Source organism: Sulfurospirillum sp. UCH001, from assembly GCF_001548035.1.
In the GTDB taxonomy this organism is placed as follows: domain Bacteria; phylum Campylobacterota; class Campylobacteria; order Campylobacterales; family Sulfurospirillaceae; genus Sulfurospirillum.
Genome location: NZ_AP014723.1, coordinates 1,673,883 through 1,698,427, shown reverse-complemented (window position 1 = coordinate 1,698,427; position 24,545 = coordinate 1,673,883). Strand labels below are relative to the sequence as shown.

The 24,545-nt window shown below is 39.9% G+C and carries 25 protein-coding genes; 11 read left to right on the top strand and 14 right to left on the bottom strand.

The genetic code is table 11. The annotated features are described in order from the left end of the window. The first annotated feature begins 78 nt into the window (after window positions 1-78). From UCH001_RS08440 to UCH001_RS08425, 4 genes are read left to right on the top strand one after another with little or no spacing between them, the layout of a single operon-like run. Window positions 79-1,371 (top strand): DEAD/DEAH box helicase, encoded by a 1,293-nt coding sequence (locus UCH001_RS08440; protein ID WP_067176884.1) that lies wholly within the window; start codon window positions 79-81, stop codon window positions 1,369-1,371. Further along, window positions 1,368-1,841, top strand: a complete 474-nt coding sequence (locus tag UCH001_RS08435) for a hypothetical protein (protein ID WP_067176881.1) — start codon at window positions 1,368-1,370, stop codon at window positions 1,839-1,841. The genes UCH001_RS08440 and UCH001_RS08435 overlap by 4 nt, the downstream gene beginning before the upstream one ends. After that, a complete protein-coding gene (locus tag UCH001_RS08430) occupies window positions 1,838-2,341 on the top strand; it encodes a PaaI family thioesterase (protein WP_067176878.1) in 504 nt (167 codons plus the stop codon). The genes UCH001_RS08435 and UCH001_RS08430 overlap by 4 nt, the downstream gene beginning before the upstream one ends. A gap of 10 nt (window positions 2,342-2,351) precedes the next feature. After that, the gene (locus UCH001_RS08425; protein WP_067176876.1) at window positions 2,352-2,549 is read left to right on the top strand and encodes a YwbE family protein; all 198 of its coding nucleotides are present in this window, start codon (window positions 2,352-2,354) and stop codon (window positions 2,547-2,549) included. A 31-nt stretch (window positions 2,550-2,580) separates the two neighbouring features. Here UCH001_RS08425 and UCH001_RS08420 read toward each other — a convergent pair whose 3' ends face one another. From UCH001_RS08420 to UCH001_RS08410, 3 genes are read right to left on the bottom strand one after another with little or no spacing between them, the layout of a single operon-like run. Then, window positions 2,581-3,396, bottom strand: a complete 816-nt coding sequence (locus tag UCH001_RS08420; RefSeq protein WP_067176873.1) for a phosphate/phosphite/phosphonate ABC transporter substrate-binding protein — start codon at window positions 3,394-3,396, stop codon at window positions 2,581-2,583. Beyond that, complete coding sequence (locus UCH001_RS08415; RefSeq protein ID WP_067176870.1) at window positions 3,386-4,858, bottom strand: diguanylate cyclase; 1,473 nt, start codon at window positions 4,856-4,858, stop codon at window positions 3,386-3,388. The genes UCH001_RS08420 and UCH001_RS08415 overlap by 11 nt, the downstream gene beginning before the upstream one ends. After that, complete coding sequence (locus tag UCH001_RS08410) at window positions 4,842-5,702, bottom strand: phosphate/phosphite/phosphonate ABC transporter substrate-binding protein (RefSeq protein WP_067176868.1); 861 nt, start codon at window positions 5,700-5,702, stop codon at window positions 4,842-4,844. Before UCH001_RS08410 ends, UCH001_RS08415 begins: the two co-directional genes overlap by 17 nt. 171 nt (window positions 5,703-5,873) lie before the next feature. On the opposite strand from UCH001_RS08410, the gene UCH001_RS08405 reads away from it, so the two are divergent. The 3 genes from UCH001_RS08405 (at window position 5,874) to yedF (ending at window position 8,112) form a co-directional block, all read left to right on the top strand. Continuing rightward, window positions 5,874-6,461, top strand: a complete 588-nt coding sequence (locus tag UCH001_RS08405; RefSeq protein ID WP_067176866.1) for a DUF2179 domain-containing protein — start codon at window positions 5,874-5,876, stop codon at window positions 6,459-6,461. Window positions 6,462-6,657: 196 nt separating this feature from the next. Beyond that, window positions 6,658-7,863: a selenium metabolism membrane protein YedE/FdhT gene (gene yedE / locus UCH001_RS08400; RefSeq protein ID WP_067176863.1), complete on the top strand. Its 1,206-nt coding sequence runs from the start codon at window positions 6,658-6,660 to the stop codon at window positions 7,861-7,863. A 12-nt stretch (window positions 7,864-7,875) separates the two neighbouring features. Continuing rightward, entirely contained in the window at window positions 7,876-8,112 is a 237-nt protein-coding gene (yedF, locus tag UCH001_RS08395) for a sulfurtransferase-like selenium metabolism protein YedF (RefSeq protein WP_067176860.1), read from the top strand. A gap of 9 nt (window positions 8,113-8,121) precedes the next feature. On the opposite strand, the gene UCH001_RS13385 is transcribed toward yedF, so the two are convergent. The 3 genes from UCH001_RS13385 to UCH001_RS08385 all read right to left on the bottom strand — a co-directional run bounded on the left by UCH001_RS13385 (window position 8,122) and on the right by UCH001_RS08385 (window position 11,218). Beyond that, a complete protein-coding gene (locus UCH001_RS13385; protein WP_231963921.1) occupies window positions 8,122-8,595 on the bottom strand; it encodes a hypothetical protein in 474 nt (157 codons plus the stop codon). After that, window positions 8,567-10,549: an AAA family ATPase gene (locus UCH001_RS08390; protein ID WP_231963920.1), complete on the bottom strand. Its 1,983-nt coding sequence runs from the start codon at window positions 10,547-10,549 to the stop codon at window positions 8,567-8,569. The genes UCH001_RS13385 and UCH001_RS08390 overlap by 29 nt, the downstream gene beginning before the upstream one ends. 69 nt (window positions 10,550-10,618) lie before the next feature. Next, window positions 10,619-11,218: a LysE/ArgO family amino acid transporter gene (locus tag UCH001_RS08385; protein WP_067176858.1), complete on the bottom strand. Its 600-nt coding sequence runs from the start codon at window positions 11,216-11,218 to the stop codon at window positions 10,619-10,621. A 209-nt stretch (window positions 11,219-11,427) separates the two neighbouring features. Here UCH001_RS08385 and UCH001_RS08380 point away from each other — a divergent pair, with 209 nt between their 5' ends. Further along, window positions 11,428-13,413 (top strand): TonB-dependent receptor, encoded by a 1,986-nt coding sequence (locus tag UCH001_RS08380; RefSeq protein WP_067176855.1) that lies wholly within the window; start codon window positions 11,428-11,430, stop codon window positions 13,411-13,413. 19 nt (window positions 13,414-13,432) lie between these two features. Here UCH001_RS08380 and UCH001_RS08375 read toward each other — a convergent pair whose 3' ends face one another. The 4 genes from UCH001_RS08375 to UCH001_RS08360 all read right to left on the bottom strand — a co-directional run bounded on the left by UCH001_RS08375 (window position 13,433) and on the right by UCH001_RS08360 (window position 17,466). Continuing rightward, window positions 13,433-13,975 (bottom strand): ferric reductase-like transmembrane domain-containing protein, encoded by a 543-nt coding sequence (locus UCH001_RS08375; RefSeq protein ID WP_067176852.1) that lies wholly within the window; start codon window positions 13,973-13,975, stop codon window positions 13,433-13,435. Continuing rightward, complete coding sequence (msrP, locus tag UCH001_RS08370; protein ID WP_067176851.1) at window positions 13,972-14,889, bottom strand: protein-methionine-sulfoxide reductase catalytic subunit MsrP; 918 nt, start codon at window positions 14,887-14,889, stop codon at window positions 13,972-13,974. Before msrP ends, UCH001_RS08375 begins: the two co-directional genes overlap by 4 nt. Before the next feature lie 55 nt (window positions 14,890-14,944). After that, window positions 14,945-15,760: an NAD(+) diphosphatase gene (gene nudC, locus UCH001_RS08365; protein ID WP_197651427.1), complete on the bottom strand. Its 816-nt coding sequence runs from the start codon at window positions 15,758-15,760 to the stop codon at window positions 14,945-14,947. Between the two features lie 92 nt (window positions 15,761-15,852). Beyond that, window positions 15,853-17,466, bottom strand: a complete 1,614-nt coding sequence (locus UCH001_RS08360) for a methyl-accepting chemotaxis protein (RefSeq protein ID WP_067176847.1) — start codon at window positions 17,464-17,466, stop codon at window positions 15,853-15,855. Between the two features lie 173 nt (window positions 17,467-17,639). On the opposite strand from UCH001_RS08360, the gene UCH001_RS08355 reads away from it, so the two are divergent. Both UCH001_RS08355 and UCH001_RS08350 read left to right on the top strand, forming a co-directional pair. Then, a complete protein-coding gene (locus tag UCH001_RS08355; RefSeq protein WP_231963919.1) occupies window positions 17,640-18,191 on the top strand; it encodes an HPP family protein in 552 nt (183 codons plus the stop codon). 92 nt (window positions 18,192-18,283) lie between these two features. Then, the gene (locus UCH001_RS08350) at window positions 18,284-18,691 is read left to right on the top strand and encodes a PAS domain-containing protein (protein ID WP_067176843.1); all 408 of its coding nucleotides are present in this window, start codon (window positions 18,284-18,286) and stop codon (window positions 18,689-18,691) included. A gap of 3 nt (window positions 18,692-18,694) precedes the next feature. Here the strand turns inward: UCH001_RS08350 and arsN2 are convergent, their stop codons facing one another. From arsN2 to UCH001_RS08335, 3 genes are read right to left on the bottom strand one after another with little or no spacing between them, the layout of a single operon-like run. Next, window positions 18,695-19,129: an arsenic resistance N-acetyltransferase ArsN2 gene (gene arsN2 / locus UCH001_RS08345; protein ID WP_067176840.1), complete on the bottom strand. Its 435-nt coding sequence runs from the start codon at window positions 19,127-19,129 to the stop codon at window positions 18,695-18,697. 10 nt (window positions 19,130-19,139) lie between these two features. Further along, window positions 19,140-20,393, bottom strand: a complete 1,254-nt coding sequence (locus tag UCH001_RS08340) for an arsenic transporter (RefSeq protein ID WP_067176837.1) — start codon at window positions 20,391-20,393, stop codon at window positions 19,140-19,142. After that, window positions 20,390-20,704 carry a metalloregulator ArsR/SmtB family transcription factor gene (locus UCH001_RS08335; RefSeq protein WP_067176834.1) on the bottom strand — a complete coding sequence of 105 codons (315 nt, stop codon included), beginning with the start codon at window positions 20,702-20,704 and terminating at the stop codon, window positions 20,390-20,392. The genes UCH001_RS08340 and UCH001_RS08335 overlap by 4 nt, the downstream gene beginning before the upstream one ends. A 108-nt stretch (window positions 20,705-20,812) precedes the next feature. Between UCH001_RS08335 and UCH001_RS08330 the strand changes: the two genes are divergently transcribed. Continuing rightward, window positions 20,813-21,445, top strand: coding sequence for a LysE family translocator (locus UCH001_RS08330; RefSeq protein ID WP_067176831.1), 633 nt, complete (start codon window positions 20,813-20,815; stop codon window positions 21,443-21,445). On the opposite strand, the gene UCH001_RS08325 is transcribed toward UCH001_RS08330, so the two are convergent. Further along, window positions 21,425-24,541 carry an efflux RND transporter permease subunit gene (locus UCH001_RS08325; RefSeq protein ID WP_067176827.1) on the bottom strand — a complete coding sequence of 1,039 codons (3,117 nt, stop codon included), beginning with the start codon at window positions 24,539-24,541 and terminating at the stop codon, window positions 21,425-21,427. The two genes, UCH001_RS08330 and UCH001_RS08325, sit on opposite strands and share 21 nt — an antisense overlap. Between the last annotated feature and the right edge of the window lie 4 nt (window positions 24,542-24,545).

Genomic DNA, 24,545 nt, shown 5'->3' with positions numbered 1-24,545 from the left:
CTGTTGAAAAAGGACCTACTAAATCCTTTAAATAAAACTTAGATACAATAGAGCTATTAAGATAGATAAAGGATAGAGATGTTATTTGAAAAGCTAGGCTTGATTGCGCCGATACAAGAAGCAGTAACTGAACTTGGGTACACGAAACCAACGCCTGTGCAAAGCAAGGTCATCCCTTTAGTGTTAGAGGGTAAAGATGTTATGGCAACGGCGCAAACAGGAACAGGTAAGACAGCGGCGTATGCACTTCCACTCTTACAAATTTTGAGCAAAAAAACACAAAAATCGACTACCAAGAAAGTTGTCCGTGCCCTTATTTTAGTGCCAACACGTGAGCTTGCTTCACAAGTCGCATTGAATGTACAAGCGTATGGTAAAAATCTTGAGCTTACCATCGGTGCCATTTATGGCGGTGTAAAGTTTACACCACAAGTGAAGAAATTAGAAAAAGGTATTGATGTTCTTATCGCTACTCCAGGAAGACTTTTAGAGCATATCAAATTGAACAATGTTGATCTCTCTCGTGTCGAGATGCTTGTATTTGATGAGGCTGACCGCATTTTAGACATGGGCTTTTGGGAAGAAGTGGAGACACTGCTTTCACTACTGCCAAAAAAACGCCAAACACTTCTTTTCTCCGTTGGGCTTTCGAAGTCGGTTAAACGCCTTTCTGAGGTAAGCTTGAAAAAACCTATAACAGTGGCGATTAACAACCAAGGCGAGTTTGCTAAGAACGTGCAACAAACCATCTATGTGGTGGATAAAGAGCGTAAATGCGAACTGCTTTCTTTTATGATAGGCTCTCAAAACTGGCATCAGGTGTTGGTCTTTACGAAAACCAAACAGAGTGCCGATGAAGTGGGTGATTATCTCTCTAAAAGTGGTTTAAAAACACTTGTATTGCATGGCGATAAAGCGCACTCTCAACGTACCAAAGCGGTGAACGCATTTAAAGAAAATGCCATTCGTGTCTTAGTTGCTACCGATATCGCTTCTCGTGGCTTAGACATTGAAGATTTGCCGCATGTCATTAACTATGAGCTTCCAGGTGATGCCGAAGACTACTTGCACAGAGCAGGAAGAACAGGGCGTGCGGGTAAAGAAGGGCGTGCTATTTCCCTTGTCTGTAAAGAAGAAAAAAACAAATTTAAAGAGATTGAGAAAATCTTAAAATATACAATCCAAACGGAGTTTTACCCAGGTTTTGAAACCAAAGAGTGGTTAGAGAAAGAGGCAAAAAAAGGAACGATTAAAGCAAAAATCGAATATGAAAAAGCGAATAAAAAAAATCTTTCCATTAAAAAATACAGAGCAACCTTTAAAGAGGGTAAACTCAAAAAACAAGGAAAAACAAAAGGAATGAAAAAATGATGATTGAGATGCAAAAACTGCACTATTTTAAAGATTTTATCGAACAAGAGGAAAATCCTATTGGTAAAAACCTCTATGTGATGGTACTCGCAGTTGAAGCGTACTATGAATTTGTCGCAGAAATACTTATTCCTGGAACGTCTCGCAGTATGACTCAGTTTAAGCTTTTAGAAGAGTTACGCGCTCTTAAAACGATTAATGAGCAAGAATTTGTCATCATGAATGAGACACGTAAGCTTAAAAATGAGTTGACGCATCGTTTGGATTATCAGATTGATCTTACATACCTTTATGACTTTTGCAATAATTGTGCTGTTAAAGATAAAATCGTTCCAGCCAATAAAGAAGATCAAAAAGAGCTAGAAGCTGCTTTGTTAGATGGGCTTCTTAAAAGCTATAAAATTGTCGATCTCAAACTTTACTCAAAAGTACGCAAAGAGCTTGAAAAGGTACATGGAGAGCAAAAGTGAAGTTTAAAGTAACTGGCAAACAACACATCTCTAAAAATTGTTTGGTATGCGGTATCGAAAATCCTTTTGGACTAAAAACAAAGTTTTATGAACTGGAAAATAAAGAAGTCGTTGCTTATTTTACGCCGCATACGTATCATCAGAGTTATCCAGGTATTTTGCATGGTGGAATTTCTGCAACCATTTTGGATGAAACCATAGGACGTGCCATTATGGCGCATTATGGACAAGAGAGCTTTGGAGTAACGATAGAACTCAACCTCAAATATAAAAAGCCTGTGCCTTTGGGTGTTGAACTAAAAGTCGTTGGGCGCATCATCAATGATAAAGGACGTATATTTGAAGGTACGGGTGAGCTGATACTTCCAGATGGCGAAGTGGCAGTCAGTGCATCAGGGCGCTATATGAAGCGCAGTGTCACGCAAATTGTTGAAGATGATTTTATCGAAGATGAATGGTTCCCAAGCGATGGTAAAGAGAGAGCTGAGATAGAACTCTAAAGGATTAGGTATGATCGCAGGACAAATTAGAAGCAATATTCACAAAGGTCTGAAAGTACAAATTGTGTTAAAAGAAGACCAACGCAGTGGCAAACTCACCTCTGGCGTGGTGAAAGACATACTTACAAATTCTGCGAATCATCCTCATGGCATAAAAGTACGTTTGGAAAGTGGTGAAGTAGGGCGTGTAAAAGAGATTATTCTCTAAGAGTTTCACGTTGATGCGTGAATTAAAAAAATTATTCTAAATGGTTTAGTTGATCGTAAAGAGAAAGAGGTTTTTCTTCAAACCCTGCAATACTTGATGGAAAGTGCTTTGTTGCATGAAAGTTTAAAAGAAGCGTGCGAATTTTTGCTACAAATGCTTTATCTAACTTATTTGAGGCAATCATGGCATCATAAGGTATCTCTTTTGATGTTGCAAGAATGCGAATTTGCTCCTGCTTCTCTTTTGGAAGAATGATATAAGCTCCGTCGTAAAGTGCCCCTGCATCGATTGATTTTTCCAAAATAGCATCAATGATTTTAGAGTGCTTTTTAAGCATATAGACTTTCCCAAGCTCATTTTTTGGGTCAATGCCATTTTGTTTCATGATAAGGCGCGGATAGAAGTAACCTGATGTTGAATCAGGATCTGTAAATCCAAAACTTTTCTTTTTTAAATCAGCCATGGTATAAATCGAACTCTCTTTATGCGTAACAATAAGTCCATGGTAGGCACTTCTCGCATTGTTTTGATCATCGGTGACTTGAAGTGTTGCTAAATACTCTGTTGGAATCTCTTTTTGTCTTGATGTTGCAAAAAGTTTTGGAGAGATGGATGCTATATCGACACTGCCTTGTTCGATAAGCGTTAAAAGCTGATTGTAATCTTTAGAAACAACAAAAACAATTTCTCTATCAAGTGCTTTTTCAAGATACTCCACCAACTCTGCATAGATTTCTTGAAGTTCTGTCGTGCTTTTATAAGGATTAACTCCTAAAACAAGTTTTTCATTGGCGAAAAGTGAAAAGCAAAAAAGAAGCATCATGCTTATAATTTTTTTAATTTTCATATTCGACCCTGTTCCTTCCGTTATTTTTTGCTCGATACAGTGCATTATCGGCACGTCTTAAAATGCTATTGGGCGTATCGCTTATACGGTAAGTGGAGACACCCAAACTCATAGTGACACGCTGCGGGTAATGCTCAAAGGTACAGTGGTAAATTTTTGAACGTATCTCTTCTGCGATACTAAGTGCTCCTTCAAGGCTTGTGTGAGGTAAAATCAGTAAAAACTCTTCTCCTCCCCATCGTCCTAGAATGTCACTTTCTCGAATCGATTCACGCATTAGATGTGCGGTATGAATTAAAACATGGTCACCTATTTCATGCCCATAGGTATCATTGACCGTTTTAAAACGGTCAATATCGATCATAATCACTGAAAAAAAGCTTTCTTCTCTCTTGCTCTCTTTAAGTTTTTGCTCCAAAGACTCTTCTAGTCTGCGCCTGTTTGAAAGGGAAGTGAGTTGGTCTGTGCTGCTTAAATGTTCGAGTACATTTTGAGTATCGGCGACTTTTTGACTCATATTGAAAAGCGCTTCCGCAATTTTTTTGACTTCAGGTGTGGTACGTTCTGTGGTTGCCTGCTTAATGGTATTCATAACTTCTTTGATATTCAAACGATCTTCGTAAAAATCAATCAGAACTTGAGAGAGTGCTTTATACTCTTTAAGATGCTTTAGAAGTGTGAAATGAAGGGCAAGAACTAAGGCAATGAGGGTAAAACCAATGCCTACAAAAAGGTTGGTACGTGCTTTTTTAAGGGCATTGAGTTCTTCTTCTGATGTAAAACCGATGTTAAATCCTGCCTCTTTAATACTCCCTGCTTGAAGCATGACATGTAACGATGCGGCGTTGGTAAGTTTTTCTTTGGTTGTTGAGAGTGTTTGATTTTGAGAGTGGTAAGCGATGCCCATCGTTGTACCTTCTACTAAAGAAGCAAGAAAGGCATCATCGATAATAAGGGCTACACTGATGATACCAATGGTTTTTTGTCCGTACTGTTTCACGCGCTTTGCATAAACCAAGCACTCTTCGCCATCTACCATATCTATACCTAGGAACGTGTCGTTATGAAGGGCTTGCTGAACATAAAAACGCTTTGAAACATCATCGGCAAAACGAAATTCTAACTCACCTCGGCTGATGACGGTTCCATCCAAATCAATAAAATGAATTTTATCGGTAGAAGGGGAGAGAAAAAGTTTGCTCCAATTGTAGAGCATATCGGTGTCATTGCTGATAATGCCTGTAATAACCTCTTGAGAGTTGATGAGAATTTGAGCCGTTTTTTGAAGTACTTCGAGCTTTTCTTCAAAACGTTTCTGAATCATCTCTGACTGAATCAGGTTTTTTTGATCAAAAGCTGTTTTTTGGGTCAAATATAGAGACTGAATTTCATAGATTCCGAAAATAAAAATAGCAACAAGTTGCAGAATCGTTAGAAAGAGAATTTTATTGTAAAGTTTCATACAGTGGCACTTTCAGGGTTCGTTTGAAGGTTTCATAAAAGCGTTCATTTTTTCTTACAAAGCCTGCGCTTGACCATCCAAGATGTTCTTCAAATGCTTTGATTGCGGGCGAGTTCAGTGGAATATTCTCAAGAAAGTGTGCTATGCGTTGGCTTTCTTGATGTGAGACATTTTCCGATGCTACAATGGCATCAAGTGGGATAGGCTCAGATGTAGCAAGAATCGTAAAACGATCGCCATATTTTTCTAATGCGTTGTAATAGGTACCATCTGAGATAGCACCCACTTCAAGCGAGTGGTTGATGAGTGCCTCAATGACTTTATTGTGTTTTTTGAGAAAAAAGACTTTTTGAAAAAAGGTATAAGGATTGATGTGATGCGCTTCAAAAATCATCATAGGATAAGCGTACCCTGAAGTTGACTCTTTGTCAGTAAAAGCAAAGTGTTTATTTTTTGCTTCTTCTAAAGAAGTTATATTAGCGTCTTTTATCGCCACAATAAACGATTGGTAATACGGAGTAATCTGCCCATTCTTTGAGTGCTCCAAGTAGGTCACAAGATAGCGAAGGGAAGGAATTCTCTCTGTAAGAAGCACAAAGTTTTTCGTATTGACCCATGCAAAATCAACGCTTTTTTCTTCAATGCGTTTTGTTAACTCGTCATAATCTTTTGTGACAACCAATTTAAAGGTATCGCCACTTTGTGCACTCAAGTATTCCATTAGAGGGGTGAGTGCTTGTATAATTTTTGAAGGTGTATTGGAAGGATAGGTTGCAAAAATATACTCTTTCGCATGAAGTGATGCAAAAATAAAAAAAGAAAAAACAACCAATCGTAGAAGCATGCAATTCCCAATTTTATCTATCAGATTATATTTTATATTTTATCATAATATTTGAGGATAAGAAGTAAAGAGCGTTTTTTGTGGCTCTTTTGTACGCTTTAAAGAAGTGGTGTTATAATAGACTTTCTAACTAGCATATAAAAAATGGTTTATAGATTTAAAGGATGGAAAATGGGTGAGATATTTCAACAAGAGTGGTTTTCACTTTATGGCATACCTTTACTCATTGCACTTGCTCGCATTACCGATGTTAGCATTGGGACACTTCGTATTATCTTTGTTTCAAAAGGGCTTAGACTTTGGGCGCCAATTTTAGGCTTTTTTGAAGTAAGCATCTGGCTTATGGCCATCTCTAAAGTCATGGCCAATCTAACCAATCCGATTAATTACATCGCTTATGCACTTGGCTTTTCACTGGGCAATTACATTGGGATGTTTATTGAAAGTCGTTTAGCGCTTGGAATGGTGGTCGTACGAATCATTACTAAACGAGATTCTCATGTGCTCGTCGCTGCTTTACGTGCGCTTCGTTATAGCGTGACGGTTGCTGATGCAGAGGGCAATACGGGTGCTGTAAACATCATCTTTACCGTCATCAAACGCTCCGACATTGAGCGTGTTCGAGAACTGATTGCAAAACATAATCCTCAAGCCGTTTATTCTATCGAAGATGTTAGACATGCGAGTGATCCTAGTTTTCCTTTAGAAGATAAAAAACGCTCTACATTTTCACAACTGATTAGAGGTATGCGTAAGTAATTAATCTTGACTTTTTTCGTCAGAAAAACAAATCTTAAGAGAACCTCTGCTAAAGTCTTTTTTTTGATTTGCTTGCGGTCGCAAGAGTACATAATGCTCAAAAATACCTCTTTTGTTGCTCTTTCTTAGTTCTTATACTAATACCCAAAATGTACTTCACAATCAAAACTCAATTTTATTACTTTTAGGAGTTTTTATGTCATGGTGGAGTGAATTTAAACAACACTATCTCGTTCGTTTTTGGTCGCCTATTCCTGCGGTAATTGCGCTTGGAATTTTATCGACCTATTATTTTGGATTGCTCGGCACATTTTGGGCAGTTACAGGTGAATTTACCCGTTGGGGTGGGCATTTGGCTCAGCTTTTTGGTGCAAACCCTGCTGAGTGGACGTACCTCAAAATCCTTGGATTTAAAGGTACACCTTGGGATCGTATCGATGGTGTGATGATCATCGGTATGTTTGGTGGTGCTCTTGCAGCAGCACTTTGGGCGGATAATGTGAAGCTTCGTCTTCCTTCAACACGCATTCGTATTTTCCAAGCAGTCATTGGTGGTATGATCGCTGGCTTTGGTGCACGTTTGGCAATGGGGTGTAACTTGGCAGCTTTCTTTACGGGTATTCCTCAGTTTTCACTGCATGCATGGTTTTTTGCCGTAGCTACGGCTATTGGTTGTTTTGCAGGCGCAAAAGTGTCTATGTTACCGATGTTTCGTATTCCTTTGAAGATGAAAAAAGTCAGTGAAGCAACACCATTGGAGAAGAACAAACAGAGTGCTAAGATGAAATTTATCATCGGAAGTATCGTTTTCTTCGCAGTGGCAATTACAGCGATTACACGAAGTTTTGATGCACCAAAACTGGGCATGGCAATGCTCTTTGGTTTGGGCTTTGGTATTTGTATTGAGCGAGCGCAAGTATGCTTTACATCCGCATTTCGCGATATGTGGATCACAGGGCGTGGATTACTCGCTAAAGCGATCATCTTAGGTATGGCGGTCAGCACCATCGGTATCTTTGCATTTGTTCAAACAGGAATGGAGCCAAAAATCATGTGGGCAGGTCCAAACGCCATCATCGGTGGTTTGATGTTTGGCTTTGGTATCGTTATCGCAGGTGGATGTGAGACAGGTTGGATGTACCGCGCGATGGAAGGTCAAATTCACTTTTGGTGGGTTGGCATCGGTAACGTTCTTGGCTCACTGCTTCTAGCGCTTTGTTGGGATGGCTTAGCGCCAACATTGGTCAATGGATATGAAAAAATCAATATGCTCAAAATGTTTGGAACCTATGGTGGTTTGTATATGAACTATGCCTTAATGGCACTCTCTTTTGCGCTGGTGGTCTGGTGGGAGCGACGTTTCCTTGCCAAAAAAAGCCAATACCAAAACAATCATCAATAAAAGGAAGAGGTTATGAAAGAAGTTATCGTACCTGATTATTCACTCGATATGCGTGGTGAGCCGTGTCCATACCCAGCGATTGCGACGCTTGAGGCATTACCTACACTTAAAAAAGGCGAGATTTTAGAGGTGATTAGTGACTGTCCTCAGTCCATTAACAACATTCCTCATGATGCAAAAAACTATGGTTATACGGTTTTAGAGATTATCCAAGATGGACCAACCATTCGGTATCTCATTAAAAAATAACAAGGGTTCCTAGGGCTTTTTTGCCCTAGAAACGCTCTTCTTTGGTATCTTTTCTTCAATAATTTTTTTAAGCTCTAATCCATCAATGACCTCTTTTTCAATGAGTGCCTTTGCCACTGCCTCAATCGCTGGCCAGAGTCGTTTTACCTCGTGTTCTGTCTGCTTTTTAGCTTCTTCCAACCACGTAAGAAGTCTGTTCTCAATTTTTTCTGCTAAAAGATCTTTGTCAAAAGCGTCTTCAATACCACTGATGTTGATGTAGCCTAACTCTTCATCCATTCCAAAGAGGGCTATGGCAGAGTAGGCTTGCATACTGGCTACTTCAAGATCGTTGATAGAACCTGTCTCCATGCCTGCTTTGCCATACTTGTGCATTTTGGCAATGCGTCCACCTAGAAGCACACAAATGTTGGCAAAAAGTTCATCTTTAGAGATCGCATCGATGTAATCATCATTATGGTAAGAGACAAACCCAAGGGCCATCGCTTCGAGGTGCTACGGTGACTTGCTCTATCTTGATGTGTGGACAGAGTATGTAAGAGAGCACGGCGTGTCCCGCTTCATGGTAAGCTGTTTTTGCCATAGAGGTTTCGATGTCACGTATCTGTTTACTTTCAAGTTTGTTGCCGTATTTGATGATGTTGATCTGTTCTAGCAAAATCTCTTCGGTGATCTCTTTTAACCCCTTACGTGCAGCAAACAGTGCTGCCTCTTGCCCAATGCGTTTGAGCTCATCCCCACCCATCCCTGAGATGTAACGTACTACTTTTTCAATGTCAATGCGTGCATCGTGAGGCTTTTTTAAAATCTCTTCGATAAAAAAGCGACGTGCTTCCATATCAAGCTTTGGTACTTCGATGCGTATATCTATTCGTCCGGTTTGCACTAACTGTTCAGGAATAGGGCTACTTTCGCCGATGGTAACGATGGTAAAAATAGGCGCATCATAGCTTTGTGTAATAGCGTCTATCTCATCGACTAAGGGTTGTATGCTCATTGTAGCAATCACTCCTCCCACAAGTCCTTGAACATCAATGTCTTCTAAAAGCACGATGGAAGGTGCTGCACTGTAGGCTTGAGCATACGCTTTGTGAATTTTTGCTGCATCAAATAAGTCCGCATCGCGCACAACGGTAAACGGCATATCTGCAGCATTGGCAAAAGCATGAGCAAGGAGTTTTTTACCCATACCCGAAGGCCCATAGAGAATCATTCCTTTTGGAGGAAGCATGTCAAATTGTTGCAGACGATTTGGTTCTTTTAGAAGTGTTAACACCTCCATGAGTTCTGCTTTAACACGTTGTTGTCCTGCGATAGCATCAAAGGTTATCTCTGAAATACGAAGAGCATCTTCAGAGCTTACATGCAGTTTTTCTTTACGGAAAAAAGCGTTTTTGATGGTGCATTCAGCCACACCTTTTACGACACGTATACTCCATTCAAGTTCAATGCTTTCATGTTGTTTGCTAATTTTTTTGAGCAGTAAAGGTTGGTCTTTGAGTGCTTCTTTGACAAAAATAGCGGCTTTTTTGGCTACTTTATAGCGTATCTTGGTGACATCATTTCTATCTTTCAAAATCTCATAGATTCGGTTAAAGACCACTTCGGGAAGTTTTTTGCGAATATGGCGAGCATTGAGATAGGGTGCTAGTGAGAGGGTTAAAAGTGAGATAAGCACATCTATGTTGGTATACTCTATCTCAACGCCACTCTCTTTGATAAAGTTTTGTGACATACCATGCAAGCTTTGCGCGCCGATTTTGATGAGTGCTGTAAGGCTAAGACGATTAAAGGGTATGAGGGTGCATTCGTTAAGCAGTGAGAGGAGCTTTTTATCAAACACTTTTTCTTTGACACCGCTGATGATGATCTCTTCTTGTCCCAATCGCTCCATCAAAAAGGTATGGGCTTGCAGAGGGTCATTTTTAAACAGCTCTAGTAAATCTTGTCGTCCTAAGAGTGAACTCAAACGCGTTGTCGTCATAATAACGATGACATGCGAGAAATCAACACTGCTCTTCTCTGAATCTGAAAAGAGAGTGTACAAAGAGAGTTGCACTTGTGTGTCGGCTTTGTCGATGTCTTCAAAGAGTAAGATGGCATTTGGATTTTTTGCGACAAACTCTGTAACATCGTTTTCAATGCTTGATGCAGAGAGTTGTTCTGCGTTAAAGGTGTCGTTGTACTGATCCATCTGAAATGCTTTGAGTTGCTCTATGTGTGGGTCAGCAGTAACAAGAAGCTCCGCAAGATAGCGCTTACCGCAGTTTGGTGGTCCTATAAACGTAAAAAGAGCTCTTACTTTAGAGTGGACAAGGCGCATTTGCACCAATGTTTTGATTATGCTCTCAATGGCAAAATTTTGATCGAAGAGATGAACTTTTAGTGTCTCTTCGAGGTGTTGAGCGAGTTTCCCATAGCCATCTTTTGACTGCATCGTGTACTTCTGCTACTTCGATCTATCGAGTAGCTTAGTATAACGCAACCTCTCTAAAAAGTGATAATTTTAAAGCCCTAATAACATAAATGCTAAAGAGAGCATAACGATACCAATGAGTACTTCAAGAATTTTCCATGAGATCGGCTTTTGGAAGATAGGTGTCAAAATTCTTGCTCCATAGCCCAGTGAAAAGAAAAACACAAAAGACGATGTCATAGCGCCTAGTCCAAAGAGCGGTGCAAGCTCACCAAACTTGGTAGAAACAGAGCCCAGTAAGATGACGGTGTCAAGATACACATGAGGATTGAGCCATGTAAATGCCAGTGTCAATAAAATGGTTTTTGTAAGCGTAGGGGTTGGCATATCTTGAGGAGTAAGCTCATGAGACATACTCCATGCACTGTAAAAACTTTTCAAGCCATAGATAAATAAAAAGGCAAAGCCACCATACTTTGCCACTGTTTGCAAAGATGGAAACTGCTCGACTAAGTACCCAAATCCTGAAACACCCGCAAAAATGAGAATAGCGTCTGAGAGTGCGCAAACAAAACAGATGATAAATACATGCTCTTTTTTAATGCCTTGTTTGAGTACAAACGCATTTTGTGCCCCAATGGCAAGAATGAGTGAAAAACCAAGACTAAAACCTGAGATAAATGCGTTCATGAGTGTTCTTTGTGGTAAAAATAAGGGGTTATGGTAACACAAAAGAACGACGAATGCAATTTTTCAAAAAATTTGTTTTTATGTGTAAGCGTTTCGTAGGTATTCGTAGTTTTGGCGATGATATGGGAAATAAAAGGTCAAAAAAAGCTATTTAACGGTGATTTAACAGTGAAACTTTATACTCAAAGCCTTATTAAAAGGGAGGATGTATGAATAAAATTGTAGGAATGTCTTTAGTTGTTTCATCGTTTTTAATGGCAGAAACGATTGATCTTGGTCAGATTTCTGTTGTGGCGGAAGCACTTTCAAAAGAGGTGAACGATATTCGTGGTGTTGAGCTAAAATCGGCGGATTTAGCGGACGCACTTTCACGTAACAATGCTTCGATTACGTTGATTCGCGGAAGTGGCGTTGCTGATGATATTCTTTTGCGCGGTCAAAAAAAGGATAACATTAATATTCTAATGGATGAGGCAAAAATTTACGGTGGATGTCCTAATCGTATGGATCCTCCGACGTCACATATCCATAGCGATAATATTGAGAAAGTAACGATTATTGAAGGACCTTATGATGTGGAGCATTTTGGAACCTTGAGTGGTCTTGTGATTGCGGAGACGAAAAATCCAACACAAGAATTAAGCGGTGACGTCAATCTTAACGCGGGAAGCTACGGATATAAAAAAGCATCAGCAGGTGTGAGTGGTGGAAATGACTATGTAAGGGCTTTAATTAGCGCGTCAAGTGAGCAGAGCGATCAATACAAAGACGGTAATGGAAAGACGTTATCTGAACAATTGGATAATGCTATCGTGCAAGGTATGGGAATGGCGGGAAATCGTTATATCGATAGCAATTTGAAAGCATATGAGAAAAAAACGTTTATGGGTAAGATTTTTGTTAATCCCGTTGATAATCAAGAGTTAAGACTCTCTTACACGCTTAATCGCAGCGATAACGTTTTGTATCCATCACGTCAGATGGACGCAGATTATGATGACAGTGACATTGTGACATTGGGTTATTCGCTGTATGATCTTTCGCCTTTTTCAAAAGAGTTGAATTTGGAGACATATTTTTCCAAAGTGACACATCCTATGTCGACAAAAAATAGGGTTTCGGGTGCTACAACTTATTCTACGGTAAAGATGGAGACCGAAATGAAAGGTGCTAAGCTAAAAAACAGTATGAATTTAGCAGGTGGAACATTAAGCTACGGTGTGGATGTTAGCCGACGAAATTGGGACGGAGAACGTTATACGACAACTGTCGCAACGGGTGTTGAAAGTGCCCATACGGTTTTCTTGCCTGATGTAGATACAACCAATAAAGCATTATTTACACAATATGTGGCGAGTATTGAGGCACTTAAAGTGCAAATGGGGGCTCGTTATGACGATACAACAATCAAAGCCCATAGCCTAAGTTCAAGTAGTCCTGCACGTGTTGAGAATGACTTTGATGCACTGTCTGCGAATGTTTTGGCAACGTATAAAGCCAATGAGAATGTCGATTATTTTATAGGGTTTGGTAAAGCTTCTCGTGTTCCAGACGCAAAAGAGCTTTACTTGGGAACAAATGCTTTAGGTGATGTAGATCAAACGACAAACTATGAGACGGACATTGGGTTTAAAGCGCATTACGGCAGTTTTGGAGTTAATGGTAAACTCTTTTATTCGATCTTGAAAGACTACATTTATTACAACTCGGCTAAATATGTCAACGTTGATGCTACTATCTACGGTGCAGAACTCGATGCGTACTATAACGTTAATGAGGCGTGGACATTTAATTATGGTATGAGTTATCTTAGAGGTAAAAAAGACGATCCGCTTGTAGGACAAAGCGATACCGACTTGGCAGATATCGTGCCTTTAAAAGCGCTTATTGGATTGAAATACCATCAAGCTGCCCATACGATTCAAACCGAAGTTGTTGCAGCAAAACGTTGGAATAACTATGATAGCGATAATGGTGAACAAGCACTCCCAGGCTATGCAGTGTTAAATATGAAATACAACTATCAGGTGACAAAGAGCTTTGATGTGACGCTCGGTGTGGATAATATCTTCGATAAAACCTATGCCGTTTCTAATACTTATCGTGATCTAACATTGATTTCAGGTGGTGGGGATGTAATGCTTCTAAACGAACCAGGTCGTTACGCATATATTAATTTGCACTATTCGTTTTAAAACGAAGAAGCGTCGTTTTTTAAATGTAAGAACGGCGCTTACTCCATAATCTTTCAATGAGCAACACCGCACCAACACCAATCACACTATACTCAAACACGCCAGCCACTTTTTGTGCCCAGAAGCTATGCAAAAGGGCTAAAAGTAGGGCGATGTAAACAGCTTTATGGTACTTTGAAAAACGTGTGAAGAGTTTTTTAAACGAGGTGAGAGCCATAAAAAGAAGGATTATAAAGGCGATAACACCTACGTAAATAAAGGGCTTTTTGAGGCTTTTTTCAAAGATAGTAACAAAATTAAATTCGCTATCGAGTACCACAAATACGCTTGCGTGTAGTAGGGCGTAAAGAAAGCTTAACAGTCCAATGGTTTTACGGTATGAGAGAAAATTTTTATGGCATACTTGCTTACATGTTGAAGGTACAAGTGAAAGCAGTAAAAGTACCACCGCCCCAATGCCTGTAATTGAGTAGAGCATCTTGATGGGGTCTATGGCACTTTCAAGCTTGTAGTAGGCAAATCCTAGTGGAAGTAAGGCAATGAAAACAAGCAAGGCTTTCAAAAAAATTTCCTTAAGTCCATACCAGCATAAAGCCCTGCGACCTCTTTTTCATAGCCATTAAAAGGCAACGTGGCTTGTTTGGTAAGTTTGCCAAGGAGTCGCTCTTTGGCTTGACTCCATCTTGGATGATCAACAGAAGGGTTGACATTGGCATAAAAGCCATATTCTTTAGGGTTTTGTTCTTGCCACGTGTTCAGTGGTTCCTTTTCAACGCACTCGATGAGATCAATGGATTTGATGGACTTAAAGCCGTATTTCCACGGTACGACAAGTCGAATAGGCGCTCCATTTTGTGGAAGCAGGCGTTTGCCATACATTCCCACGGCGATGAACGTGAGTGGATGGCGTGCCTCATCCATACGTAATCCCTCTACATAAGGGTGTTTGATGGATGCAAAAATACCTTTGGCTTGGTCGGGGAACATAGCTGGGTCATGGCGCGTAGTGAACTTAACATATTTGGCTTTGCTGTTGGGCTCTAAATAATCAAGCAGTTTATAAAGGGGAAAGCCTATCCAAGGTACTACCATAGACCATCCTTCGACACAGCGAAAGCGGTAAATGCGCTCTTCCAGTCCAAATTTAGCGATGAGGTCGTCGACTTCAAGCATCTGCTCAGTTTTGATCTCTCCAAAAAATCCTACATTCCACGGGCTTATTTTCATCTTTTGGGAGAGTTTGACAGGCGCTTCTTTGTCGGTAGAAAACTCATAAAAATTGACATAATTGCTTGCCTGCTCTAATGTGTTAAGTGTAAGATTTTGTGGATTAGAATCAGGGATGTATTTGAGGCTTAAGTCTTTTGGAAGTTCCGCTAAAAGCTGGGAGATAGCAGAACTACTCACCAGTGCTCCAGCACCAAGCTTTAAGAAATGACGACGTGCATTAAAAAGTGCTTCAGGGGTAATGTTCATGGCAAACTCCTCGTGCAAAGTTTGCCAATTTTAACCAAAAAAGATCAACAAATTATCAACAGTTTTTAAACCAATGGTTAATCATAATGCCTGAAATAGTTGCAAGTTTTGGAAGTTGAGGTAAGTTGTCTTTTGTAAACCATTTTGCATCTTCAATCTCTTCTTCTTGCAAGACAAGTTCACCACTGTCATACTCAGCAAAAAAGCCTAACATCAGCGAATGTGGAAATGGCCATGCTTGAGACCCAAAATAGTGAAGATTTTTAACACGCAGACCCACTTCTTCATAAATTTCCCGATGTACAGCATCCTCAACGCTTTCGCCCGCTTCAACAAAGCCAGCCAGTAAACTGTACATGCCTTTCTCAAAGTGAGGAGAACGTGCAAGAAGGATCTCGTCGCCTTTGGTAATGAGCACAATACACGCAGGCGAAAGGCGAGGGAAAATGGTAAAACCACAGCTTTGGCAAGTTAGTGAAGAGAACTTTTCAGAGTATCCTATAGGGTCGCCACAACGTCCACAATACTGGTTGTCATACAGCCAATGTGCGAGTTGTTTTGCTCGGCTTAACATCGCAAAAAGATGAGGCGGATGAAAGTCTAGAAATTGACGTAGGTTTGTTTTGACAAGCTCGTTTGGCAGCGTAATGTTCTCTTCCCAAATAAGCAGAGTGTAGAGCTCTTGCTCTATCTCACCGATATGGAAACTATGACGTGGTTTGCCTAAACGCTCGAACAGTTCTGCAGAAGGCAATGAACCATCCATAGCCATCAATAGGGCATCGCCACAAAAACCCAACAAAACACTCGATACGTCATCACGTGGTTTAAACACAGGGGTTAGTTTGATTGAAATGCTTTGATTGAGCATGTAAAACCTCTTTCCCAATAAGATATCATATGATAGCAAACAAATGCTAAAGAAGCGACCAAAGAGAGGTTTTCTCTTTGGTCATTTTATTATTATGCTGTTTTGAATTGTGCTAGTGTATGGCTAAGGTTTGAAGAGAGTTTAGAGAGGTGCTCTGCCGCAGCTGCTATCTCTTCAACGCTTCTTGCATTGGAGCTTGAAAGGGTATTGATCTCTCCGATTTTTTCAATGACAGCAGTTTTGATAAGTTTAACGTTACTGTTGGCTTTATTGACGACTTCATCGGTAGCCTGAACACTTTCGTTTAGAATGGTTGCTGCATTGTTGGTTTGTGTAGTCACTTGGTGAGAAAACTCTGAGAGCTCATGAATACGCTTAGCGTTATGATTCATTTCGCCACTGATGTCACTGATAGACTGAACGATGACATTAACCGTTGCATTGGTTTCAATAAGACTTTTTTGCGTTCGCTCCGCTAGTTTTCGTACTTCATCTGCAACAACAGCAAATCCACGACCATGTTCTCCAGCCCTTGCCGCTTCAATGGCAGCATTCAGCGCTAAAAGATTGGTTTGGTCTGCTATGTCACCGATAACATCAAGAACCGATTTGACCTGTTCTGCTTCAACGGAGAGATGATTCAGGCGTTCATTCATAGCAGCCTCAGCCTCAGCTGTTTGAGAGAGCTGTGCGATCGTTTCATTGAGAAGATTTTGTGCACTTAAAAGACTCTTTTGTGCGTGCGATGTGCTTTCTTTAACATTTTGTGATTGTACACTGGCATCTACGATAGCATTAGCAACTTCTTTAGCGTCATTTGTTGTTTCAAAAACTACCTTCGCCTCTTCTTCAGCACGTTTGCCAATTTGAAGACTGGTACTTGAAAGCTCTTCTGCAACGGAAGCATTTTCTATGGCGTTCTCTTTTGCCGCATTAAGCGCACGTGCAACATCATTGATAAGACTATTGACAGAGTCCATGATCTCATTGATTTCATCTTTTGTATTAAGCGTGATCTGGCTACTGAGGTCTTTATTCTCACGCATGATTTCACAACTCTCTTTTGCACGGGCTACAGAGTTTTTGATAGAGCGTGTCACAAAAAAGAAGATCGTGAAAACAATGAGCATAACCACTGTAAGTGCGATTTCAGACATAAGTTTGTTCGTATTGAGGCGATTAAAGTTTGATTTTTTAACCTCTTCAGCTAACTCTTCAAATTTATCAAGCAGAAGATTGTATGCCTCCGTACTTGGTTTGTAGAGCTCTTCTAGTTTTTTGGCATCTTCTTTATGATTTTGTGCAAAGTGTTCATCATAAATCTCTTTACCGTGTTTTGTATAGAGTGCCATACGAGGGGCATTGATGGTGTGCCATTCTGTAAGAAGTTTTTTGATGATGTCTATGCGGTCATGATTGACTTTGCTAAGAAGCATACGTTTAAGATCGTCCAGATCTTTTAAAAGTTGTTGATGAATCTTCTCATACTGCTCTAGATTTTTGGCTTGAAAGTTTACTTGATAGTTTCGCTGTTCAATACGAAGCTCTAATGTCAGTTTTTCAATGTTGGCTATCGTGACAAGCCTTGTAGCTGCCATTTTTGCATCGTTTCCTTCTTTAATGATTTCATACCCTAGCGCACAAAATCCTAATGCTAAAACAACGAGAAGAAGTGTTAATTTACCTTTAATTGTCGAAAATGACATGCGATTCCTTTTATATAGAGAAATTTAAGGGCGCATGGTAATGAACTTGTGTAAATTATATGTAAATTTAAAAGAAAAATTAAGAAAACAAAGATAAAAAAGCTTGATGTGAGTCATGCCAAAAAATCGTCAATTTTCTTACAATAACCAAATTTTTTTGGGGGAGTAAAAGAGTGGTAAAAAGTTATGTTGAAAGAATGAAAGCAAAGTCAAAACCACCATCTAGAAAACCTTTAAGCAAAATCCTTTGGTCAGGTGTTGGTGCTTTTTTAGGTATCTATTTTGTCGCAATATTCGGATATTATTTCGCCATTGAAGAGACATTTTTTTTATTAGGATCTTTTGGTGCGTCAGCTGTTTTAATCTATGGTGCGCCTCAAGCCGATTTTTCGCAACCACGTAATATCATTGGTGGACATATGCTCTCAGCATTTGTTGCTGTTTTTTTGATGAAGTTTTTTTCACCACTTTTTTCCATAGAACTCTTGTGTGCACTGAGTGTATCACTTTCGATTATGGTGATGCATTTTAGTCGTACAATGCACCCACCAGGCGGTGCTACTGCACTGATTTATATCATGGGAAATGAACATATTCATTCTTTAGGCTGGCTCTATCCATTTACGCCTATTGGGCTTGGTGCAGTGATTATGCTTTTTGTCGCTCTTCTTGTCAATAACCTTTCTTCAAACAGCCAAAGACATTATCCTACGTATTGGTGGTAAAAATTTTTCTATCGCAATAAATATAACGCAAATGTCACATTGGCAGTGTACAATCCCATCGTAAAAACATGTAGAATGAAAGGTATTTGACGATGAGAAAAGAGTATATCGATATGTTAGAATGCGTAGGACACGGATTTTGGGAGTGGAATCCTATCGCAAATCTGATCTCTTTATCGCCACAATGGATTACAATGCTAGGTTATGATGTAAAAGAATTCGAACAGACGAAAGATAGGTGGATGTCTCTCATTCACCCTGATGATTTGACCTATTGTCTGAATGAACTTACTGCCCTTTTAAGTGGTCGAACAAAGCATTACCAACATCAGCATCGTATGCTCTGCCAAGATGGAAGTTATAAATGGGTGCTTGATCAAGCTAAAGTCATTGCGTACAATCCAAATGGATATCCTACAAAAGTTGTAGGAACGCATACCGATATCGATGAACTTAGAACCACGTTGGAAATGTATAAGCAACAAAGAATAAAGCCTTAAACATTAAAGTTTAAGGCACATAATAACAGCAGATGAAGGACAGATATCTTTAAATTCACGTGTTTGTTGAATGTGTAAAGGTGTGTTTTCACGTGTGATTTTCTCAAATCCATGACGTAGAAAATAGTGCTCTGCGGTTCTGGTCAGTAGATAAAGCGCTTCAATATTTTCATGCTTACACAGGGTGATAAGATAAGAGAGCATCTTTTCGCCCACTTTTTGGTTTTTATATCCTTCTTTTACACACAATGAACGTAAAAGCGCCACATTTCCGTATGTTTCTATCCCGATAGTAGCGATGATTTCAGAGCCATGCACTCCTACAAAAAGTGTGATATTTTTCTCATAGATATCTGCTGTTGGAAGATCGTTGGATGCGAGCAGATGAATGATTGCTCGGTATTCATTTTCCTGTGCTTTACGTAGTATTAATTCCATAGTTTTCCTTTTAAACCAAACTCAAAAGTACGATCAAAAGAATTGGTGGTGTAACGATAAGCCCAAACTTTGAGTACTCCCAAAAGCTGATTTTTACCCCTTTTTTTGCCATGACATGAAGCCATAAAAGGGTTGCAAGAGAACCAAAAGGAGTCATCTTTGGTCCTAGATTACAGCCGATGATGTTGGCGTAGGCTAGGGCAGAGTTTGGGATGTCATGAAGGGCTATATCCATAATCATCACGCTTGGAAGATTATTCATGATAGCACTCAAAATAGCTGCAATAAAGCCTGTTCCGACGATAGCAATAGTGTTGCCTTGTGCATTGAGCTCATTGAGAATGTGAGTCAGGTACTCTGTAAGCCCTGCATTTTTAAGTCCATACACAACGATGTAAAGTCCGATGCTAAACCATACCACTTGCCACGGAGCAGTTTTAATCGTTATCCATGGTTTTGCAGCCTTGAAATAGGTCGCAATGGCAAGAAAAAGAAGTGCCCCACCTAGGGCAATAAAGCTAATAGGGACATGGTAAAGTTCACCCACAAAGTAGCTTCCCATCAACGCTGCGATAAAAAACCAACTGAGGTAAAAAAGCGGTTTAGACTTTAACACATCATCAGGATTATGCAGCAGTTCTACATTGACATACGAAGGGATGTCCTTGCGTAAAAAAAGCCATAAAATAGCTACCGATACAAAGGTACTTATAATGTAAGGGAACAACATAGTACTGAGGTATTGAGCAAAACCAATATGAAAATAGTTGGCGGTAACGATGTTGGTAAGATTTGAAAAGATAAATGGAAGCGAAGCCGAGTCTGAGATAAATCCACCCGCGAGTAAAAAAGCCACAATGGTTTTAGGCTCAAGTTTTAAGATGCGCATTTTAGCGAGCAAAATAGGGGTGAGAATGAGCACCGCACCGTCATTCGCAAAAAAAGCGGAGATGATGGAGCCTAGAAGAAGCGAATAGACAAACATCAAGTGTCCATTGCCTTTAGAAAATTTTGCCATCCAGATCGCACACCACTCGAAAAAACCGATTTCATCAAGAACCAATGAGAGAATGATAATGCCGATAAAAGCAAGTGTTGCATCCCAAACGATGCTTGTGACTACTAAAACATCGGAAAAACTCACAACGCCCAAAAGAAGAGCAACACCTGCTCCAATAATGGCAGACGTACCGATCTGTAGCCCACGTGGTTGAATAATAACACAAAGAAGGGTGATAAGAAAAAGGCTAAAGGCAAGGATCATTTTGTATCTTTACAGGCACACAAAGAGGTAAGTAAGGGCATCTCTAAATAACTGATCTCTTCTAAACATTCGAGTCTAAAACGATCTAATGGTGAGCGAACCTGATAATACGCCCACTTTCCACGACGGTCAACCCTTAGAAAGCCCGCATCTTTAAGAATTTTAAGATGCCTTGATACACGTGACTGAATCATTGAAAAGGCTTCTTCTATTTCACAAACACACACTTCACCATTTTTATGTATAAAGCGTAGAATTTGTAAGCGTGTTTCGTCATTGAGTGCACCGACAGTTTTTAAAAAGGTTTCCATAGAACTTCTCACAGTTAAATTTTGAAAAGTATAGCACAATAGAATTTTCATATCAAGATATATTGATGTATTTAATAAGTTATAATGTTGAGAAAAAAAGAGGCTAAGATGGAATTGCACACATGGATATTGTATGTTTCTGTTGCACTTATTGCTATTATAAGTCCTGGTCCAGCGGTACTTTTGGCTATCAACAATTCTGTGATATATGATCTCAAAGCCACAGCATTTTCAACGTTTGGAAATGTCATAGGGCTGTTTGTGCTTTCTAGTGCTGCTATGCTTGGTCTGGGCGTTATCTTAAAAACCTCGTTGGTGCTTTTTTTAGCGTTTAAAATTCTTGGGGCCTGTTATCTGATTTACATAGGAATGAAGCAGTTTAGGACATTGAGTAATATTTTTAAACAGGTTGAACTCACACATAAAAAAAGTGTTGCACACTATGCGAAAATTTTTCAAAAAGGGTTTTTAGTGTGCATTACCAATCCCAAACCGATTATTTTCTTTACTGCACTTTTTCCACAATTTTTAACCCCAGAATCACCCCTTTTAGAGCAGTTTTTCATTTTAACAGTGACGTTTATGATACTCTCATTTTTAACATTAATGAGCTATGCTTTTTTCGCAAAGCGCCTAAAATCGTGGTTTATGACCCATCAAAGAGCCTTATGGTTTAACCGCATCAGCGGAGCGATTTTCATCGCTCTTGGCTTTGGGCTTTTAGGACTTGAACGCAAGTGAGATTTTTTCTTTTAGTTTCATAAGCAAGTAGAAAAAGAGTGGTGTAAAAAAAACGCCGATGAGAGTGAGTGTGACCATACCACCCACAACGGTTGTACCTATAACATGGCGGCTATTGGCTCCTGCACCTGAGCTAAGCGCTAGGGGCAATGTTCCTGCGATGAATGCAAACGAGGTCATAATGATGGGTCTGAAACGAATTTTTGCCCCTTCAATAGTTGCATCAATGAGACTGTAACCTTCTTCGATTTTTTGCAATGCAAATTCCACCATCAAGATGGCATTTTTGGCTGAAAGTCCAACAAGAGTGATAAGACCAATCTGGAAATAGATGTCGTTTTGAAGCCCTCTGAGCCAGATAAACAGTTCTGCTCCCAGTAATGAGAATGGAACGGCTAAAACAATTGCCCAAGGGATCATCCAGCTTTCATACAGTGCCACTAAGATGAGGAAGATAAAAACAATAGCAAAGACAAATGAGAGATTGCCTGTTTCCATCAATTTCTTTTCTTGCAACGAAGCACCACCCCATGCGATAGAGTAACCATCTGGAAGAACTTCAGCTGCGATCTCTTCCATGATTTTAAGTCCCTCTCCTGAGGAGTATCCTACATTGGTTTCCCCTAAAATTTGCGCAGATGGAAACATGTTAAAGCGTTTTGTAATGCTTGGATTGACCACACGTTTAAATGAAACAAGATCGCCTAACGAGACAAGGTTTCCGTCGCTTGAACGCATGAAAACATCATTGTAATTTTTATTGTCCTCTCTAAAGTCGCCTTTGGCTTGAACATTGACGCGATAATTTCGCCCAAAAAGGTTAATGTCATTCACATAGACACTACCAAAAACAGCTTGAATCGTTGAATAAACATCGGCAATGTCAATGCCATATGCTTTGACTTTTTGGTTATTGACAATGAGTTGATACTGTGGGGTACTGGAGCTGAGTGTACTTCTTACAGAACGCAGTTCTTTGCGTTCATTTGCACGTTGTACAATCTCTCTTGCATAGGTTTCAAGTTGATGGTAATTGCCGCTTCCTCTATCTTGAACATACATTTCAAAACCACCCGCAACGCCAAGACCGCTAATGGTTGATGGAGAAACCGCTGCAACACGTGCTTCTTTATTGGTAGAAATTTTTTGGATAACTTCTTTGGAGATAGCATCAATTGTTTGATTTGCCTCTTTTCTCTCATCCCAGTGTGCTAGTTTAACATAGCTATATCCAGCTTCCGTTGTGTATGCTTTGGAGCTAAAATCACTTCCTGAAAAACCGCCGACTTTTTTGACGCTTGGATGTTGCAATGCAATGTTGCCAACTTCGATGTTTACTTCATGGGTACGTGAGAGTGAAGCCGCAGCGGGTAGGCTACTGACCACAAAAAAGGTTCCTTTATCTTCTTTAGGAATGAGTCCTGATGGAATGACGTGCATAAGCTTTGTAATCGCAAAAATCATAATGCCAAAAATAAGAAGATTCAAAAGGCTATAACGAATGGTTGTTTGAACGATCTGTCCAAAATGGTGCGTAATATAATCAAACATAGCGTTAAATTTACGAATGATCCAAATAGGCTCTTCTTCTTCATGTTTAAGAAGCAATGAACAAAGAGCAGGAGTCAGTGTAAGCGCAACAAGACCTGAAATGGCAACGGAGATAACAATGGTGATGGCAAATTGACGTGACATCGTTCCACTAAGCCCTCCCATGAATGCGGAAGGGATGAAAACAGCACTTAATACAAGAACGATGGCTAAAACAGGTGCTGTAATCTCTTGCATCGCCTTAATGGTCGCTTCTTTAACACTGAGTGCTTCTTTTCGCAGAATCCTCTCAACGTTTTCAATAACAATAATGGCATCATCGACCACCAGACCGATGGCGAGCGTTAAGCCAAAAAGAGTCAGTAGGTTGATGGAAAAACCTGTGGCATAGAAACCTGCAAAGGTTCCTACAATCGAAACAGGGATAGCAAGTACAGGAATGATGGTCGCTCTGATATTTCCCAAAAAGAGATAGACAACAAAAACGACCAATACAACAGCTTCTAAAAGCGTTTCAATCACCTCTTTGATGGAAGCTCTTACAAATTGAGTAGGGTCATACGTCGCATCAACTTTGAGCCCTTCAGGAAAGCTCTTTTTAATCTCTTCAATTTTCTTATCCAGTAAGTCTGAAACATCTAAAGCGTTGGCTTTGGACGTGAGCGTAATACGAATCATTGAGGTTGGTTTTTTATTGAAAATACCTTTAAAATAGTAACGCTCAGAACCGAGCTCTAAAGAAGCAACATCTTTAAGTCTTAAAGATGAACCATCTGAATTGGTTTTAACGAGGATTTGTTCAAACTCTTCAGGAGAACTAAGTCTTCCTGAAGACGTTACGGTATAGGTAAATGCGAGATTTTTCTCTAGTGGTTCTTGCCCAATTTGCCCTACAGGGTACTGTTCATTTTGCGCTTTAATAGCATTGATAACATCTGTGGCAGTCAAATTATAAAACGATAGTTTATGTGGGTCTATCCATACGCGAATGGAATACTCTTGATTTCCGATAACAACGGCTTCTGAAACACCAGGGATACGTTTGAACTCTTCAAGAATGTTGTTGATGGCGTAGTTAGACATAAAAACAGTGTCATAACGGTTGTCATCAGAGTACAAAACTAAAACACGCAAAGTGTCGTTAGAGCGCTCAGCGACCTCAATACCTTGGCGTTTTACGGCATCGGGAAGTTTACTCTCCGCCAGACGTACACGGTTGTTGACATCCAGTTTTGCTTGTGCCATATCGGTATCGACTTCAAAGTAGAGATTCATGGTAAGAAGTCCACTTGGAGAAGTTGTGGACATCATATAGAGCATATTTTCAACACCGTTGATTTTTTCCTCTAAGACAGAAGCAACACTTTTTTCAAGGGTTATCGCATCAGCACCTGGGTAGGTCGTTGAAACGATGATTTGTGGAGGAACGACATCGGGATACTCTTGCACAGGTAAGGTGCGAATCGCCATGATACCAGCGATGATAATGATGAGCGAGACAACGATAGCAAAATTGGGTCGGTTGATGAAAAATTTAGAAAACATCTAG